Raw genomic sequence first — 14,293 nt, 5'->3', positions numbered from 1 at the left:
CTCACGGCGGGTGAAACCGTCCGACTTCCGTCGTCCCCGACGAGACGGGTCCTCGCGCGGGCGGTGGCCCGTACGGTCCGGTCCATGTCCGAACGCCGTCGCGCCCTCTCCTGGCTCCCGGCCGTGGTCACCGCGGCCGTGGTCGCGGCACACCTGACGCCCCCGGGTCACCGTCGGGCGCCCCCGGGTCACCGTCGGCCACCCCCGGGTCACTCAGGCGTACGCGGGGTTGGTCGCGGCACCGTCGAGCCAGAGGGTGTCCGACGCGTCGCTGTGCGTCCCGGTGGTCCCGACATGCTTGGAGCTGATCTTCGGTCCGTTGCGAATCACGCGCCACAGCGCCATCGCGTGCCCACGGCCGACCCCGTACTCCTCGTCGAGCCACGCCACCACCTGCCCCGCCTTTGCACTCGGCTCGGCGAAACCGCGGTCGCGTGCCTCGTCGACGAGCTCGTGCGGAGTCTTGCCGGTCTTCTTCTCGATCGTGTCGAGGTACGCCTGGAAGGACATGGTGTCGGTCTCCTCAGTAGGTGCGAATCGCTTCGTCCGTCGGACTCACCGGATCAGACCGATGGCTCGGACGAATCTCATCGCGAGTGACCCGCGGACCGCAGACACCGACCCGCGGGCGCCAGGAAGTGACCCGCGAACACTTGTCTTCGAGATCGCGTAGACTTGTGTCGTGAGCCTGATCGGGGTCCGCGATGCGGCCGAGCGCCTGGGGGTCTCCCCGCGGCGCGTGCTGCAGCGCATCGAGGACGGCACGCTCCCCTCCGTACGAGTCGGGAGCCAGTGGGCCATCGACCCCGCTCACCTCCCGCTCGCGCGGGGACGCCCGTCGCGTCCACTCTCCGCGCACATGGCGTGGGCACTTCTCGACTATCTCGACGGCGGGACACCCGACGTCGCACCGACCGAGCGCAAGCGCCTCCACGCGTACGCCGACCGCCTGCGGCAGGCCGACGACCCCGCGACGCTCCTCCGCGCCTGGATGGAGAAGCGTGCCGACCGCCACGAATACCGCGCCGCGGCCGCCGACCTCGACGACCTGCGTGACGACGAGCGCCTGCTCCGCTCCGGCGCCAGCACCGAGGACAGCTTCATCGTCAGCCCCGTCGCCGAGGCCTACGTGGCGGCCAGCGACCTCGACACGGTCGTCGACGACTACTTCCTCGTGCCGGCCACGCGACCGGACGGCAACGTCATCCTCCACGTCGTCGCCAAGATCCCGGCACGAATCGCCTGGCCGGTCCTGGCAGCCGACCTCGCCGAGCACCTAGGATCCCGCGAGAGCGCCCGTGTCGCAGAGCTCGTCCGCGACCGCCTGCCGCGAGAGTGAGGACCCCGTGAGCATCGTGCTGCCGGTGATGAGCGCCGAGCAGGAGGCATCCTGGTTCGGCCTGTTCCACCTCGCGAAGAACGTCCCCGAGGGGTGGACGCTCGTCGGCGGCCAGATGGTCCACCTGCACTGCGCCGAGCGCGGGGTCGAGCCGTACCGCTCGACCCCCGACGTCGACACCGTCCTCGACGTGCGTGGCCACCCGCAGATCCTCATGACCGTGACGTCCGCGCTGGCAGACGCCGAGTTCGAGCCGCGCGGGCTGACCGCGAGCGGCAAGCAGCACCGCTGGGTACGGGGTCACGCGACGATCGACGTCCTGATCCCGGCCTTCACGGGGCAACCCGGACGCGGCATCGGCGCAAGCGGCTACCCGGGCTTGGCGACCCCTGGCGCGATCTACGCGCTCAGACGCTCGGAGGCCGTCGAGGTCACGGTCGGTGACACCACCGGCACCGTACGGAGGCCGACGCTGCTCGGCGCGCTCGTCATCAAGTCTGCGGCGTATTCGATCACCGTCGACCCCCACCGCGAGCGCCACCTCGACGACTTGGCGCTGCTCGCGTCGATGCTCACCGCGCGCGACCTGCGGGGCGCCGAGCTGTCGAAGGGCGAGGCGAAGTACGTCCGCGAGGCAGCACCCGCCGCTCGCGACCACCTCGCGGCGCGGATGATCGACGGCGCGACCGACGGCCTCACCCGCCTCGCGCGCGTCATCGCCTGACGCGGGTGTCTAGCGCGACCGACCGGCGCCGGCCGCCCACTCCTCGGCGAGGATCCCGTACGTGTAGCCGTCGACCCACCCGAGCTCGGCGTGCCACGAGTCTCGGACGCCGTGCTGCTCACGGCGCATGCCGACCTTCTCCATCACCCGCCACGACGCGTGGTTGTCAGCGAAGCAGGCGGCCGTGATGCGGCGGAGACCGAGCTCGCCGAACCCGAGGTCGAGCAGTGCTCCCGCGACCTCCGTCGCATAGCCACGCCCGGCGAACCCCGACGCGAACGTGTAGCCGATCGACCCCTCGACGCGGTGCCAAGGCTGATCCCCGTGCCGCTGACCGAGGCCGTCGGAGACGCCCAGCGACGCGATCCCGATGGCCGCCCCGTCGAGGTGCACGACGACGGCGTGGTCGAGCGGGTCGTCGATGCTGTCGAGCCAGGCCTTGCGGAACGCGTCCGGCTCGACGACGGTCCGGATGAGCCACCGCTTCACCTCGGGGTCGTTGCGCCAGACGAGGACCTCGTCGAGCGCCTCCTCGGTCGGCAGGCGCAGCTCGAGGCGCTCGGTCCGGCGCGGCCACGCGATGTCGGGATTCGTCACGCGAGCGAGACAACCAGACCTTGCCGAGGTGAGGCAACGCAGTTTCGGCGGCGTGCCATCAGCGTGCCGCCACGTGACGCTGCCAGACTCGTTCGATGACCGAAACGAGAATCTCCGCGGACTCCGCGGGCGCCTGGCAGCTGGGCGACCTGACGGTGAACCGGCTCGGGTTCGGCGCGATGCGGCTGACCGGCAGCGCCGCTTTCGACCTCGGAGTGGCAAGTGATCGCGACCGGTCCGTCGAGGTGCTCCGACGTGCGCTCGACCTCGGCGTCAACCACATCGACACGGCCGCGTTCTACTTCTCCCCGCTGCGCTCGGCGAACGAGCTGATCAACTCCGCGCTCGCGCCGTACCCGGACGACCTCGTCATCGCCACCAAGGTCGGCCCCGGAAGGGACGTGTCCGGCGCATGGCTTCCCCCTGCCCGCCCCGACCAGCTCCGCGGCCAGGTCGAGGAGAACCTTCGCCAGCTCGGTCGCGACCACCTCGACCTGGTGAACTTCCGCAGGATGCCGACCCTGAAGTCGATCAGTGAGCATGTCGGAGCGCTCGCTGAGCTGCGCGACGCTGGACTGGTCCGACACATCGGCATCTCCGCGGTCGAGCGCACGCACCTAGACGAGGCAAGGGCGGTCACGCCTGTGGTTTGCGTGCAGAACCGGTTCGCCATCGGGGCATCGGACGAGGCGCACGACCTCCTCTCGACCTGCGGCGAGCATGGCATCGCCTTTGTACCGTTCTTCGCTGTCGCCGGCGGCGGCGCGGAGCGCGGCCGATCCGCCTCCACCGAGGACGACGAGACGCTCACGATCGCGGCAGCGCACGGTGCCTCGCCCGCGCAGGTCCGGCTCGCCTGGACGCTCCAACAAGGGGCCCACGTGCTGGCCATCCCCGGGACGAGCAATCCGGACCACCTCACGGAGAACGTCGCGGCAGCCGGGCTCCGCCTCACCGCAGACGAGCTCACTCGCCTCTCTTCTCGCCAATGATGCGTGCCCGCTCTTGTTCGAAGTCCCTCGCAACAAGGGGCTCTTCACTGGCGTCTCGCGACGACACATCTCGCTCATGTCTCTGAGGCCGACCGGATGCAGGAACTGCCGGCGGCGGGGATCGCCGACGTCTGCCGCGGGGTCGCTGGCCAAGACGCACGACTGCTGGACGCTTGGGCGAGGCTCGCACCGGAGCCCGGTCGGTCACCGCGCGGTGAGTCGCACCGGGGCTCCAGCGAGGAGGTGGTCTCACGCCCGGACAGTCTCACGTTCAACGGTCCCGGCGTGCCTTCCGAGGGCCCCGTCGCGCCAGGAGTGCCATCGGGATAGCGAGTCGGCGCGACAATCCGTAGGTGGTCGAAGGGCTACCGGTCACGGCCTCCTTGTAGCGGACGGCGGACTTGCCGGTGAGATACCAGCGGCTCGGAGAGTCGTCGATCTTGGTGAACTGCACGACGGCGTCATTCCGGCCGAGGCTCACGGGTTGGTGGATATACGCGAATCGGAAGGGCTTCGGTCGCTTGCCGCGCAGGATCCGCCCGATGTTGTCGGCCGCGTGTGCGCCCGATGGCATGCCGCTCTGGCAGGTCCCGTGAATGACTCCCCAGGGTTGCTGGATCGCCGCAGCATCACCGATGGCGAAGATGGATGGGTGTGAGACCGACCGAAGCTCGGGGTCCACGACGATCCGCCGCTGGGGATCAACGGTGAGGCCGGCGTCCGCGGCCAAGGGCGAAGCCCAGAACCCCGTGGTCCAGAGCGTGGCATCGGAGGCGACAAGCTCTCCGCCGGCCAGCACGACCGCGTCGGGCAGGACCTTGGTGATCTCGACGCCGGTCCGGCTCTCGATGCCCAGCCGCTCGAGCACGCCGAGCAGATAGCTCCTGGCTTTCGCGTTCATCAGTGGCGCCGGCTCGTCACGCCCCAGGAGGACGACCCGTACCGACGGGAAGGACTCGGCGATCTCGGTGGCCGCCTCGACACCAGTCAGGCCGTTGCCACACACCACCGCGGTGCCGCCGTCGGCGACCTCCGTGAGTCGGCTGGCCAGCTTGTTCGCCGAGGACGGCGAGTTCAGGGTGTAGGAGTGCACGTCGGCACCGGGCACGTGGTTCGTGGGGGTCGCGCTGCCGATGGCGTAGATGAGGGTGTCGTAGTGAAGGGTGGTTTCGCCCTGCTCGGTGGCTACGGCCAGCTCCTGCCGCTCAGCGTCCAGGTCGGTCGCGGTCCCTTCCACGAACTCAATGTCCAGTCCCTGCACGAGATCTGGGATCGCGAGGTATTCCATCTCTTGGTGCGTCGCCTGCTGGTGCATGCGCAGGCGTTCGTTGAATCGGCTCGAGGGGTTGACCAACGTCACTCGTCCGCCGATCGCCCGGCTCCGGCGCGCGACCCGGATGGCTGCCATGATCCCTGTGTAGCCACCACCGATGACCACAGTCTTGTGGTGCGTTTCCTTGTTCGTCATGTGCTTCATCCTTTGTTCTCGGTTGCTTGTATCCATGACGAGACACCTGCGGCAGGTGTGACACTTCGGCCGTGAGTAGGCGCATCCGGGCCTCGATCCAGCACCACTTGTCACACGAAGCGCTCCTGTGTCGTCAGGAGCGGTATGGAGGACGCAGATGAATGATGAGCCCGAAACCGACAACATTTCGCGTCAGCTGTTCTCGATCGCCTACCGGATGACAGGGAGCGCCAGCGATGCAGAAGACCTGGTCCAAGAAGCCCACGAGCGCCTGCTCCGAGCCTTCGCGGCCGGCACTGTTGTGGAGTCCAAGCCGGCGTTCCTGACCACGATCACAACCCGGCTCGCAATCGACCACCTCCGCTCCGCACGGGTCCGGCGCGAGTCCTACGTGGGGACTTGGCTTCCTGAGCCGGTGCTGACCGACCCCGACCCTTCGGAGCATGCCGCCATGTCGGACTCACTGTCCCTGTCGTTTCTCGTCCTCCTCGAGAGGCTCAGTCCGATCGAGCGCGCTGTGTTCCTGCTCCGCGAGGTTTTCGTGTACCCCTACGACGAGATAGCCAAGATCGTCAACAAGAGCGAAGGGAACTGTCGGCAGGTGTTCTCGCGCGCCCGGACCCGGATCAGCGAGGGCCGCCCCCGCTTCGAGGCCTCCTCACAGGAACGGGAGCTGTTGACAACGAGGTTCAAGGCCGCGGCCGAGGACGGCCAGGTCGGTGCCTTGGTGGAACTTCTCGCCGCCGACGCCGTGTTCCAGGGCGACGGCGGTGGGAAGGCCCGAGCTGTGGCCGAACCAGTGTTCGGAAACGAGCGAGTGGCACGTCTACTTATCGGGTTCTTCAAGCGCTACGCCTCGCTGGGGGCGCGCCTGGAGGCCGCCCACGTGAACGGTCAGCCCGGCCTTCTCGCCTTCGACGCCGACGACCATCTCATCAATGTCCTCGCCCTGGACATCCATGAAGGCACAATCCAGACGGTCCGGTCGATCATTAACCCCGACAAGCTGGCCCACCTCGGCTACCCGGTCTCCGACATTGCCCGCATCGGTCCGCCCGATGGCCAGAAATGACAAAAGGATGCGTCGGCCGGCGTTTCGTGGAGCTGGCGGAATCAGTCTCGCCTCATCAAGCGTGAGAACTGCCCTTCTCCGGGTGAGCCGGCACCCGGGGATCCGGGAGGAGCTGTGAACGACCAGCTCGACCACCCCAGAATCGCCAACGCCCCACCGAAGCGACCAACGGTCGACTCGAACCTGCGAGGCTCGCCCTCGGCTTCACTCACCTCACCCATCACATCGCCAGATGCGTACTCGAAACCGGCGGCTTCAAACCCCACCTTCACCCGCAAATGTGAAGAGCCCACTACGGGCTGACCACGGGAGGGCGACTTTACGTAACAGATCTTCGTCCCAGGTGCTGATACTCCCCGTGGCGGAACCACCGCAGTTGCGCTTGCATCCAGAGGATCACCTGAACCGATCAGGCGACGGAAGGAGCCACTCGCGTGCGAACCACACTCGTCCGGGTCGGCGTCGTCGGGGGAGCATCAGCACTGCTGCTGACCGCCCTGCCCGCCTCGCTCGTCTCGGCATCACCCCCCTCTGACCGACCAGCCGTCGACTGCACCGCAGTCCTCGCGACACCGACCCTCGACTCCGCGTTCGACGCCGCTGCGACCGCGGCCGACGTCCCCGCGAACCTCCTCAAGTCCGTCTCGTACCTGCAGTCCCGCTGGGAGGGCCACAACGGCCAGGCGAGCAACGATGGCGGGTACGGCATGTTCAACCTCAAGGCCACGACGGCGGCGGTGCCCGACGGGGCCGGGAAGGGCGGGGTCTCGACAGGCTCGACCGACGGGGTCTCGACAGGCTCGACCGACGGGGCCGGCTCGGTCGGCCGTACGACCAGCGAGCTCGACCGTGCCGCCACCCTCACCGGACTCACCGTCGACGCCGTGAAGACCGACGACCGCGCCAACCTGTGCGCGGCCGCGGCACTGACCGCCTCGTACGCGCCTGACCTCGACGGCAGCAGTCCGGCCAAGGACTGGGCTCCGGCGATCCGACAGTTCGGGTCCGCCGACAGCTTCGTCACCCAGGTGCTCGCGGCCGCCCGTACGGGTCAGGACCGGGTCACCTCGAGCGGCGAGCGCGTGACTCTCGAGGCCGACCCGGCGATCGCCGCCGCCAGCCCGACCGCGAGCGACCCCGAGACCGACTGCCCGACCGACCTCGGCTGCGAGTGGATCCCGGCCGGCTACGCGAAGGGGAACCCGACCGACCCTGACAGCACGGGCAACTACGGCAACCACGACAAGGCCGACCGCACCGGGCCCGGCGGACCCAAGCTCAAGTACATCGTCATCCACGACACCGAGACCGCGTACGACCCGACGATCCGGCTCGTCACCGACCCCACGTACCTCGCCTGGAACTACACGATCCGCTCCTCCGACGGGCACATCGCCAACCACCTCGACCCCAAGGACGTCGGCTGGCACGCGGGAAACTGGTACGTCAACGCGCACTCGATCGGCATCGAGCACGAGGGCTGGGCAGGCTCGGCCGGATGGTTCACCGAGGCGATGTACCAGCAGTCGGCGACCCTCGTCCGCCATCTCGCCGAGAAGCACGACATCCCGCTCGACCGCGCCCACATCATCGGGCACGACCAGGTGCCCGGCATCCTCGCCGGTTACACCAAGAACGTCCACTGGGACCCGGGGCCGTACTGGGACTGGGAGCACTACTTCGACCTGCTCGGTGCGCCGATCGGCCAGTCCGCCAAGAACACTGCGGGCGTGAAGGCCGGCGACGTGGTCGAGGTCCGTCCCGGCTACGCCGACAACATCAACCCGGTCACCGGCTGCCAGCAGGCGTCGCCCGGCTCCGGTGACTGCGTCGCGGGCCAGGGTACGAACTTCGTGCTCGCGCGCCAGGCCCCCGCCGCGGACGCGCCGCTCGCGAACGATCCGGGCTGGAAGCCGAACGGCGCCGCCGGCACCTCGTACGCCAGCGACATCAGCGCCCGCATCAACGCCGGGCACAAGCTCGTCGTCGCGGAGGTGCGCGACGGGTGGCTCGGGGTCTGGTGGGCCGGCTCGCTCGTGTGGATCGCGAACCCGGCCGACGACCCGAGCGTCTTCCGTACGACGGCCAAGACCGTGACCGTGGCGTCGGAGACGACGGCAGCACCGGTGTACGGGCGGGCGTACCCGGAGCCGGAGGCATACGCCCCGTACGAGATCCCGGTGCAGGCGATCGGCGCGCTCGAGTACACGGTCGGCGTCGGCCAGCGCTACGCCGTGAGCGACGACGACGTGGAGACCGACTACTACTACGCGCAGTCGTTCGACGGGTCGATCCCCGATGACCGTACGGACGTGAAGGGCGCGTTGCGCTACTACCAGCTCTGGTACACCCACAAGCAGGTGTTCGTCCAGGCCGACGACGTCGTGCTCGACGACCCGGGCAAGCGCGCCGTCGTGCCGACGGCGCTGCCGCGGATCACCGGCGAGGCCAAGGTGGGCTCGACGCTGACGGTCAGCAACGGCCGCTGGTCGCGCGAGGTGCACGGGTTCGACTACCGATGGCTCGTCGGGGGACGCGTGGTCAAGGGTGCAACGTCGTACGCGTACACGCTGAGCGCGGCCGACGTCGGCAAGCGGGTCGTCGCCGTGGTGTCGGTCGACGACCGCACGCTGTATCCGATGGTCGCGCCGTCACTGCCGACGGGGAAGGTGGTCGAGTAGGCCGGAGCGCTGGTTGAGCCTGTTGAAACCACCCCGGTAGGTGGTTGAGCCTGTCGAAACCACCCCGGTAGGTGGTTGAGCCTGTCGAAACCACCCCGGGTAGGTGGTTGAGCCTGTCGAAACCCAGGTTTCGACAGGCTCAACCAACGGGGCCGGCCTCAACCAGCGGGGCCGGGTTTCGACAGGCTCAACCAGCGGGGCCGGGCTCAACCAACGGGACCAGGCTCAACCAGCGGGGGGCTCAGGCCTCGGCGTCGAGGGCGGCGGCGACGCGGCGGTGCGCCTCCCAGATCTCCTCGGGCATCCGCTCGAACTGCGCGAGGTGCTCCTCGCGGAAGCCGATCTCCTGGCGCCAGCGCTCGATGTCGATCGAGAGGATCGTGTCGAGATCCTCCGGGGTGATGTCGACGCCGTCGAGCTGCAGCTCCTCCTTGGTCGGGATGATGCCGACCGGCGTCTTGCGGCCGGTGACCTCACCCTTCTTGAGCTGGATCAGCCACAGCAGCGGGCGCAGGTTGTCGCGGTATCCGGGCCACAGGAAGTGACCGTCCTCCGGGTCACGCTGGAACCAGTTGACGTGAGCGAAGATCGGCAGCTCCTTCGCCGCACCGACCACGTCGAGGTAGTGCCGCGCGTAGTCGCCCTCGCCGTACGCCATGAACGGGCGGTTGGACATCGGGTCGTAGCGCAGCTGCCCGTCCACGCCCTCGGCGGCGAACGTCGCCTCGGCGCCCAGCGTCAGCCCGTCGTACACGCCCTCGGCGAGGTCGTCGATCGCCCGGATCAGCGGCTCGCGGTCGCGCGTACGGCCACCGAAGATGATCGCGTCGATCGGCACACCTGCAGCGGCGTTGTAGTCCGGCGCGATGTTGGGGACGTTGTCCAGCGTCGTCGTGAAGCGGCTGTTCGGGTGCGCCCACGGCTCACCGGCCTGCTCGGGCGTCCGGTCGGCGATCGGGTTGCCCTTCCAGTCGAGCCACCCAGTGACGTCGGCCGGCGGAGCGGGGGTGCGGCCCTCCCACCAGACCTCCTGGGTCTGCGGGTTGTACGCGACGTTGGTGAAGATCGCGCCCGTGCCCTCGTCGATGGAGTGCAGCGCAGTCGGGTTGGTCGTCTCGTTGGTGTCCTTCGCGACACCGAAGACGCCGTACTCCGGGTTCATCCCGTAGAGCTTGCCGGTCGCCTCGTCGACCCACAGCCACGCGATGTCGTCGCCGTAGAACGACACGTGATAGCGGTCGCCGAGCGCGTCGGGCGGCAGCATCATCGCGAGGTTGGTCTTGCCCGAGGCGCTCGGGAAGCCGCCGCAGACGTGGTAGGTCTCGCCGGTCTCCTTGTCGTGGATGCCGATGAGCATGTACTGCTCGGCGAGGTACTTGCGCGAGTCCCACCCGTCGTACGCGCCCTGGCGCAGGCCGTGGGCGATCTTGCCGAGGAGCGCGTTGCCTCCGTACGAGGAGCCGAAGTGGAGGATGGTCCGCTCGTCGGCGACGGTGACGAAGTAGCGCTGGTCGTCCGGCGTGCCGTGCCCGAGGGACTCCAGCTCGCCGGTGACGTGGACGGCGCGGACAAAGCTGTCGGGGTCTTCGAGATCGTTGACGAACTCGACGCCGACGCGCGCCATGCGGATCATGTGGAGCACGACGGTCCGGGTGTCGGTGAGCTCGACACCCGCGGCCCAGGGTGCGAGCGCGTTGCCCGGAGGTGCCATCAGGTAGGGGACGACGTACATCGTCTTGCCCACCAGCGCGTCGCGCATCTTGCTCTCGAGCAGCGGCCGCATCTCGGAGGCCGGCCGCCAGTTGTTGTAGACGCCCTTGTCCTTGGGGTCGTTCGTCGCCACGATCGTGCGCTCCTCTGAGCGCGCCGTGTCCTTGTGGTAGCTGCGGGAGTAGTAGCGTCCCTCGCCCGCAGGCTCCAGCTCGCCGGCCGCCAGGGCCTCGTCGATCAGGCGCGCATCGTCTGCGGCACTGACGACCTCGACACGGTCGGCGCCGGTGAGCTCAGCCCAGTGGCGTACGTACTCGCGCACGCGGGGGTTGGTCAGGCCGGCTTCATCCATGGCCTTGTCGGGATCTGCCATCGGTCTCGGGTCCTTTCGGATCGGCAAGGTGCGATGAAGGGTACATGAGTTGAAGAACTCTGCAATAACCCCTACGTTTGTTGCCCCGAGCACCATTCGACGCCTGAGCGGACGAGAGGCGATGACGAGCAACGTACCGCTTTACCAAGCGAAGGCTGAGCTGTTCCGCACACTCGGACACCCCGCCCGCATCCGCGTTCTCGAGATCCTCCAGGCCGGGCCGACCCCCGTCCGCGACCTGCTCAACGAGCTCGAGATCGAGGCGTCCAACCTCTCTCAGCAGCTCGCCGTCCTGCGCCGCGCGGGCCTCGTGACGTCGTCACGTCAGGGCTCCACGGTCCTGTACGCGCTGAGCACGTCTGACGTCGACGACCTGCTCGCGGCCGGTCGCCGGATCCTCGCCGACATCTGGCAGGACACCGAAGGCATGCTCGCCGCACTGCGGCGCGACGGCGGCTGAGGCAGCCCTGTCGAAAAAGCACCACGTGATGAAACTTCTGGGCGCGTGTCCGGATTTCACCACAGACTGACTCCCACCGAGGCGTCAGGGGGACGCCTCCGTTCAGGGGGAACCACATGCCGACCACACCCAAGCTGTCACCGTCCGTCCTGCCGCTCGACCGCCAGGCGACCACGTCCGTGAGCCAGGGCCGTCCGCTCCCGACACCCGATCTGGTGCCGGGCAAGAAGACGATGAACCTGCAGATCCAGGGCGGCTCCTTGCCGGTCCACGTCTCGTTCGTCACGCCGTGGGCGAAGGCGCCGAGCCCGACGTACGTCGCCGGGTTCCAGCTGAACAACGTGAGAGACCTCAGGATCGACTACGACTCCGACGTCGACCCGTACGTCCTGAAGTCCGGGCAGAACGTGTGGCAGACGATCTCACCAGGCTCCTGGATCGTCGTCACGTCGGCGACCACCGGCGGCCTCGTCGGCGTCTACAAGATCCCCACCGACAACACGCCCGACCCGATGGTCATCCCGATCGGCGCGACCAGCCTGCAGCGGATGCCCTCCAACATCGACGCGCCACCGGACGATTTCAGCGCCGTCACGCTGCAGCGCTCGCCCTCGCCGATCCTGGTCAACTTCGCACCTGACGCGACCTCGATCAGCATGGGCCAGTCACCGAAGTACGTCGTCGTCCACGAGCAGTACTGGCAGCTCGGCGGGGTCACCTGCTCGCTCGCACCGCAGGAGAAGCGCTCGCTCAGCTTCCTCCGTACGGTCGGCCGCCTCGACTCCACGACGAGTCAGGAGCAGGTGCAGTCGAGCTTCAACACGTCCGTCTCGGCGTCGGCCTCGTGGGGCTGGGGATCACTGTCGGCCTCGGTCTCCGCCTCGCTGTCGAGCTCGTCGTCGACCAGCCAGACCACGACGATCACGTCGACGGAGACGACCGTGGTAAACCAGTCGGTCGAGAACAAGGGCACGGAACCGGTGACGATCCTCGAGTGGCAGCTGGTCGACCGCTTCACCGTCGTCTCCACCGAGCGGCCGCCTGCCGTCATGGAAGCCGGTCAGCCGGCGACCGTCATGCGCTTGTTCCCGCCGCACGCCGACGTCGCCCTCACCACGCTGTGAGGGTCATCTTCTGGAACGTCCAGCGCTCGGGCCTCGATGAGGGCGGATGGCTGGAGGATGGCCTCGCCGACCTCATCCACCGCAACCCCACCCCCGAGGCGATCGTCCTGTGCGAGCTGAGCGAGGGGTACACGGGCGGACAGCTGGGGTACGCGGTGCAGGGCTGGAACTGGGAGGTCGTCCCCCTGTCACCGCTGGGCACCGGGGGCAACTACCTCAAGGACACGTCGCTGCGGCTGGCGGCCGTCCAGCCGCAGCACGGCCTGTTCACCCAGACGCTGGTGGGGCGCGGCGTCGGCCAGTCCCGGCCGTCGCTCATGCTCACACGTCACGGCGGCGGCGCCGTCGAGCACGTCGCGTTCGTCCACCTGCCCGCACAGCTCGGCGCCTTCAGCGCGGCCGTTCCTACTGCCGCCCTGACCGAGATCGCTGTCGGTCTCACGGCGGACGGGCACCACGTGGGCCCCGCAGGCCCGTACGACATCTCTGCCGTCGTCGGTGACCTCAACGTCAATGCCGGCAACCCGGTGGACCTGGCCGCGTTCACCCTCGCTCTGAACGCCACCGCGTTCCAGCACTTCGTGCGCGCCCGTCCGTTCCGACAGACCCACAACAGTGGAAGCGAGCTCGACTGGGCGTTGGTCGCACCTGGAGTGCCCGGTCCCGCGGTGGACCGACTCGACTGGCGCCGAGCCAAACCCGATCCTGACGGCGACTTCGTTCCCGGCACCAGTGCGAAGAACTCCGACCACTGGCCGATCCTGCTCACCTGGTAGCTCGACGCGGACCGTCGGCTCGTCGCGGGCTACGTGCTCGCGGCGGGCGGCTCGGCCGCCAGGGTGCGCATGATGCCGTGCAGCGACGCGCGGCACGCCTCGACGGCCGGGGTGTCCGCGAGCGAGGCGCGGGTCGCGGTGAACACCGTACGCCGCGGCGCGCCGGGCAGGTCCACCATGCGCACCTCGGGGCTCCTCCGTACGCCCATCAGGCCCGGCAGCAGCGCGACCGCGTTGCCGGTCTCGACCAGGGCGACGTGCGCCTGGAGATCGGCCGTCTCGTACCGCACGTCGGGCTCAAACCCGGCCGTACGGCACATCTGCAGGGCCCAGTGCCGTGACGCCGCGCCCTGTGGCTCCATCACCCACGGAACCTCGGCCGCGTCGTCGATGCTCCCGATCGCCGACCACGGCTCACCGGTCGGCGGCACGGCCAGTCGGAGCGCGTCGGTCGTCAGCGGGTCACGGTCGAGCTCGGGGTGCCACGGCGCGGCGTGCCCTGGGTACTGCTCGGCGATCACCAGATCGAACTCGCGCACCCACGTCTCGTACAGGGCCTCCTCGGGCTCGCGCTGCGACATCGTCACGCGCAGCTGCGGGTGGTGTGCGGCGAGGTCGGCGAGAAGCTGGGGCATGAACGCCAGCGCGGCCGACTGGAAGACGGCAACCCGCAACGTGCCGGCGGCCTCGGCGCCAAGCGCACTGACCTCAGACTCGGCCTGCTCGAGACGCTGGAGGATCGCGTCGGTGTGACCGACGAGCAGCTCGGCGGCCGGCGTCAGCTGCACACGGCGCCCGGCCTTGCGCAGCAGTGGGACCCCGACCTCGCGCTCGAGCTGGGAGAGCTGCTGCGAGACCGAGGACGGGCTCTGGTGCAGGGCCTCGGCGACCTCGGCCAGCGTGCCGCGCAGGCTGAGCTCGCGCAGCAGGCGGAGCCGTCGTACCTCGAGCACGATCGTTCAGTTCTCCTAAGCCAT

At 68.8% G+C, this 14,293-nt stretch carries 13 protein-coding genes; 8 read left to right on the top strand and 5 right to left on the bottom strand.

Features of this window, described 5'->3' with window-relative positions:
- Positions 1-213: 213 nt before the first annotated feature.
- Positions 214-510, bottom strand: coding sequence for a DUF4287 domain-containing protein (locus HCT63_RS02230; RefSeq protein WP_167001094.1), 297 nt, complete (start codon positions 508-510; stop codon positions 214-216).
- Positions 511-682: 172 nt separating this feature from the next.
- Between HCT63_RS02230 and HCT63_RS02225 the strand changes: the two genes are divergently transcribed.
- Positions 683-1,339: a helix-turn-helix domain-containing protein gene (locus HCT63_RS02225; protein ID WP_167001093.1), complete on the top strand. Its 657-nt coding sequence runs from the start codon at positions 683-685 to the stop codon at positions 1,337-1,339.
- Positions 1,340-1,346: 7 nt separating this feature from the next.
- Positions 1,347-2,063 carry a hypothetical protein gene (locus HCT63_RS02220; RefSeq protein ID WP_167001091.1) on the top strand — a complete coding sequence of 239 codons (717 nt, stop codon included), beginning with the start codon at positions 1,347-1,349 and terminating at the stop codon, positions 2,061-2,063.
- Between the two features lie 9 nt (positions 2,064-2,072).
- Here HCT63_RS02220 and HCT63_RS02215 read toward each other — a convergent pair whose 3' ends face one another.
- Positions 2,073-2,660, bottom strand: coding sequence for a GNAT family N-acetyltransferase (locus tag HCT63_RS02215; protein ID WP_167001089.1), 588 nt, complete (start codon positions 2,658-2,660; stop codon positions 2,073-2,075).
- A 95-nt stretch (positions 2,661-2,755) separates the two neighbouring features.
- Here HCT63_RS02215 and HCT63_RS02210 point away from each other — a divergent pair, with 95 nt between their 5' ends.
- Positions 2,756-3,652 carry an aldo/keto reductase gene (locus tag HCT63_RS02210; protein WP_167001087.1) on the top strand — a complete coding sequence of 299 codons (897 nt, stop codon included), beginning with the start codon at positions 2,756-2,758 and terminating at the stop codon, positions 3,650-3,652.
- 271 nt (positions 3,653-3,923) lie between these two features.
- On the opposite strand, the gene HCT63_RS02205 is transcribed toward HCT63_RS02210, so the two are convergent.
- Positions 3,924-5,129 (bottom strand): FAD-dependent oxidoreductase, encoded by a 1,206-nt coding sequence (locus HCT63_RS02205; protein ID WP_208322225.1) that lies wholly within the window; start codon positions 5,127-5,129, stop codon positions 3,924-3,926.
- A 148-nt stretch (positions 5,130-5,277) separates the two neighbouring features.
- On the opposite strand from HCT63_RS02205, the gene HCT63_RS02200 reads away from it, so the two are divergent.
- A complete protein-coding gene (locus HCT63_RS02200) occupies positions 5,278-6,192 on the top strand; it encodes an RNA polymerase sigma-70 factor (protein WP_167001085.1) in 915 nt (304 codons plus the stop codon).
- Between the two features lie 434 nt (positions 6,193-6,626).
- The gene (locus HCT63_RS02195; RefSeq protein ID WP_167001083.1) at positions 6,627-8,873 is read left to right on the top strand and encodes a peptidoglycan recognition family protein; all 2,247 of its coding nucleotides are present in this window, start codon (positions 6,627-6,629) and stop codon (positions 8,871-8,873) included.
- A gap of 241 nt (positions 8,874-9,114) precedes the next feature.
- Here HCT63_RS02195 and HCT63_RS02190 read toward each other — a convergent pair whose 3' ends face one another.
- Entirely contained in the window at positions 9,115-10,956 is a 1,842-nt protein-coding gene (locus tag HCT63_RS02190) for a phosphoenolpyruvate carboxykinase (GTP) (RefSeq protein WP_167001082.1), read from the bottom strand.
- Positions 10,957-11,077: 121 nt separating this feature from the next.
- Between HCT63_RS02190 and HCT63_RS02185 the strand changes: the two genes are divergently transcribed.
- The 3 genes from HCT63_RS02185 (at position 11,078) to HCT63_RS02175 (ending at position 13,316) form a co-directional block, all read left to right on the top strand.
- Positions 11,078-11,416: a metalloregulator ArsR/SmtB family transcription factor gene (locus tag HCT63_RS02185; RefSeq protein ID WP_167001081.1), complete on the top strand. Its 339-nt coding sequence runs from the start codon at positions 11,078-11,080 to the stop codon at positions 11,414-11,416.
- 116 nt (positions 11,417-11,532) lie between these two features.
- The gene (locus HCT63_RS02180; protein ID WP_167001080.1) at positions 11,533-12,540 is read left to right on the top strand and encodes a hypothetical protein; all 1,008 of its coding nucleotides are present in this window, start codon (positions 11,533-11,535) and stop codon (positions 12,538-12,540) included.
- Positions 12,537-13,316, top strand: a complete 780-nt coding sequence (locus HCT63_RS02175) for a hypothetical protein (RefSeq protein WP_167001079.1) — start codon at positions 12,537-12,539, stop codon at positions 13,314-13,316. The genes HCT63_RS02180 and HCT63_RS02175 overlap by 4 nt, the downstream gene beginning before the upstream one ends.
- Positions 13,317-13,345: 29 nt before the next feature.
- Here HCT63_RS02175 and HCT63_RS02170 read toward each other — a convergent pair whose 3' ends face one another.
- Positions 13,346-14,269 carry a LysR substrate-binding domain-containing protein gene (locus tag HCT63_RS02170; RefSeq protein WP_167001078.1) on the bottom strand — a complete coding sequence of 308 codons (924 nt, stop codon included), beginning with the start codon at positions 14,267-14,269 and terminating at the stop codon, positions 13,346-13,348.
- Positions 14,270-14,293: the final 24 nt, after the last annotated feature.

The organism is Mumia sp. ZJ430 (assembly GCF_011751845.1).
Taxonomy (GTDB): Bacteria; Actinomycetota; Actinomycetes; order Propionibacteriales; family Nocardioidaceae; genus Mumia.
This window is presented reverse-complemented; position numbering and strand designations above follow the sequence as displayed.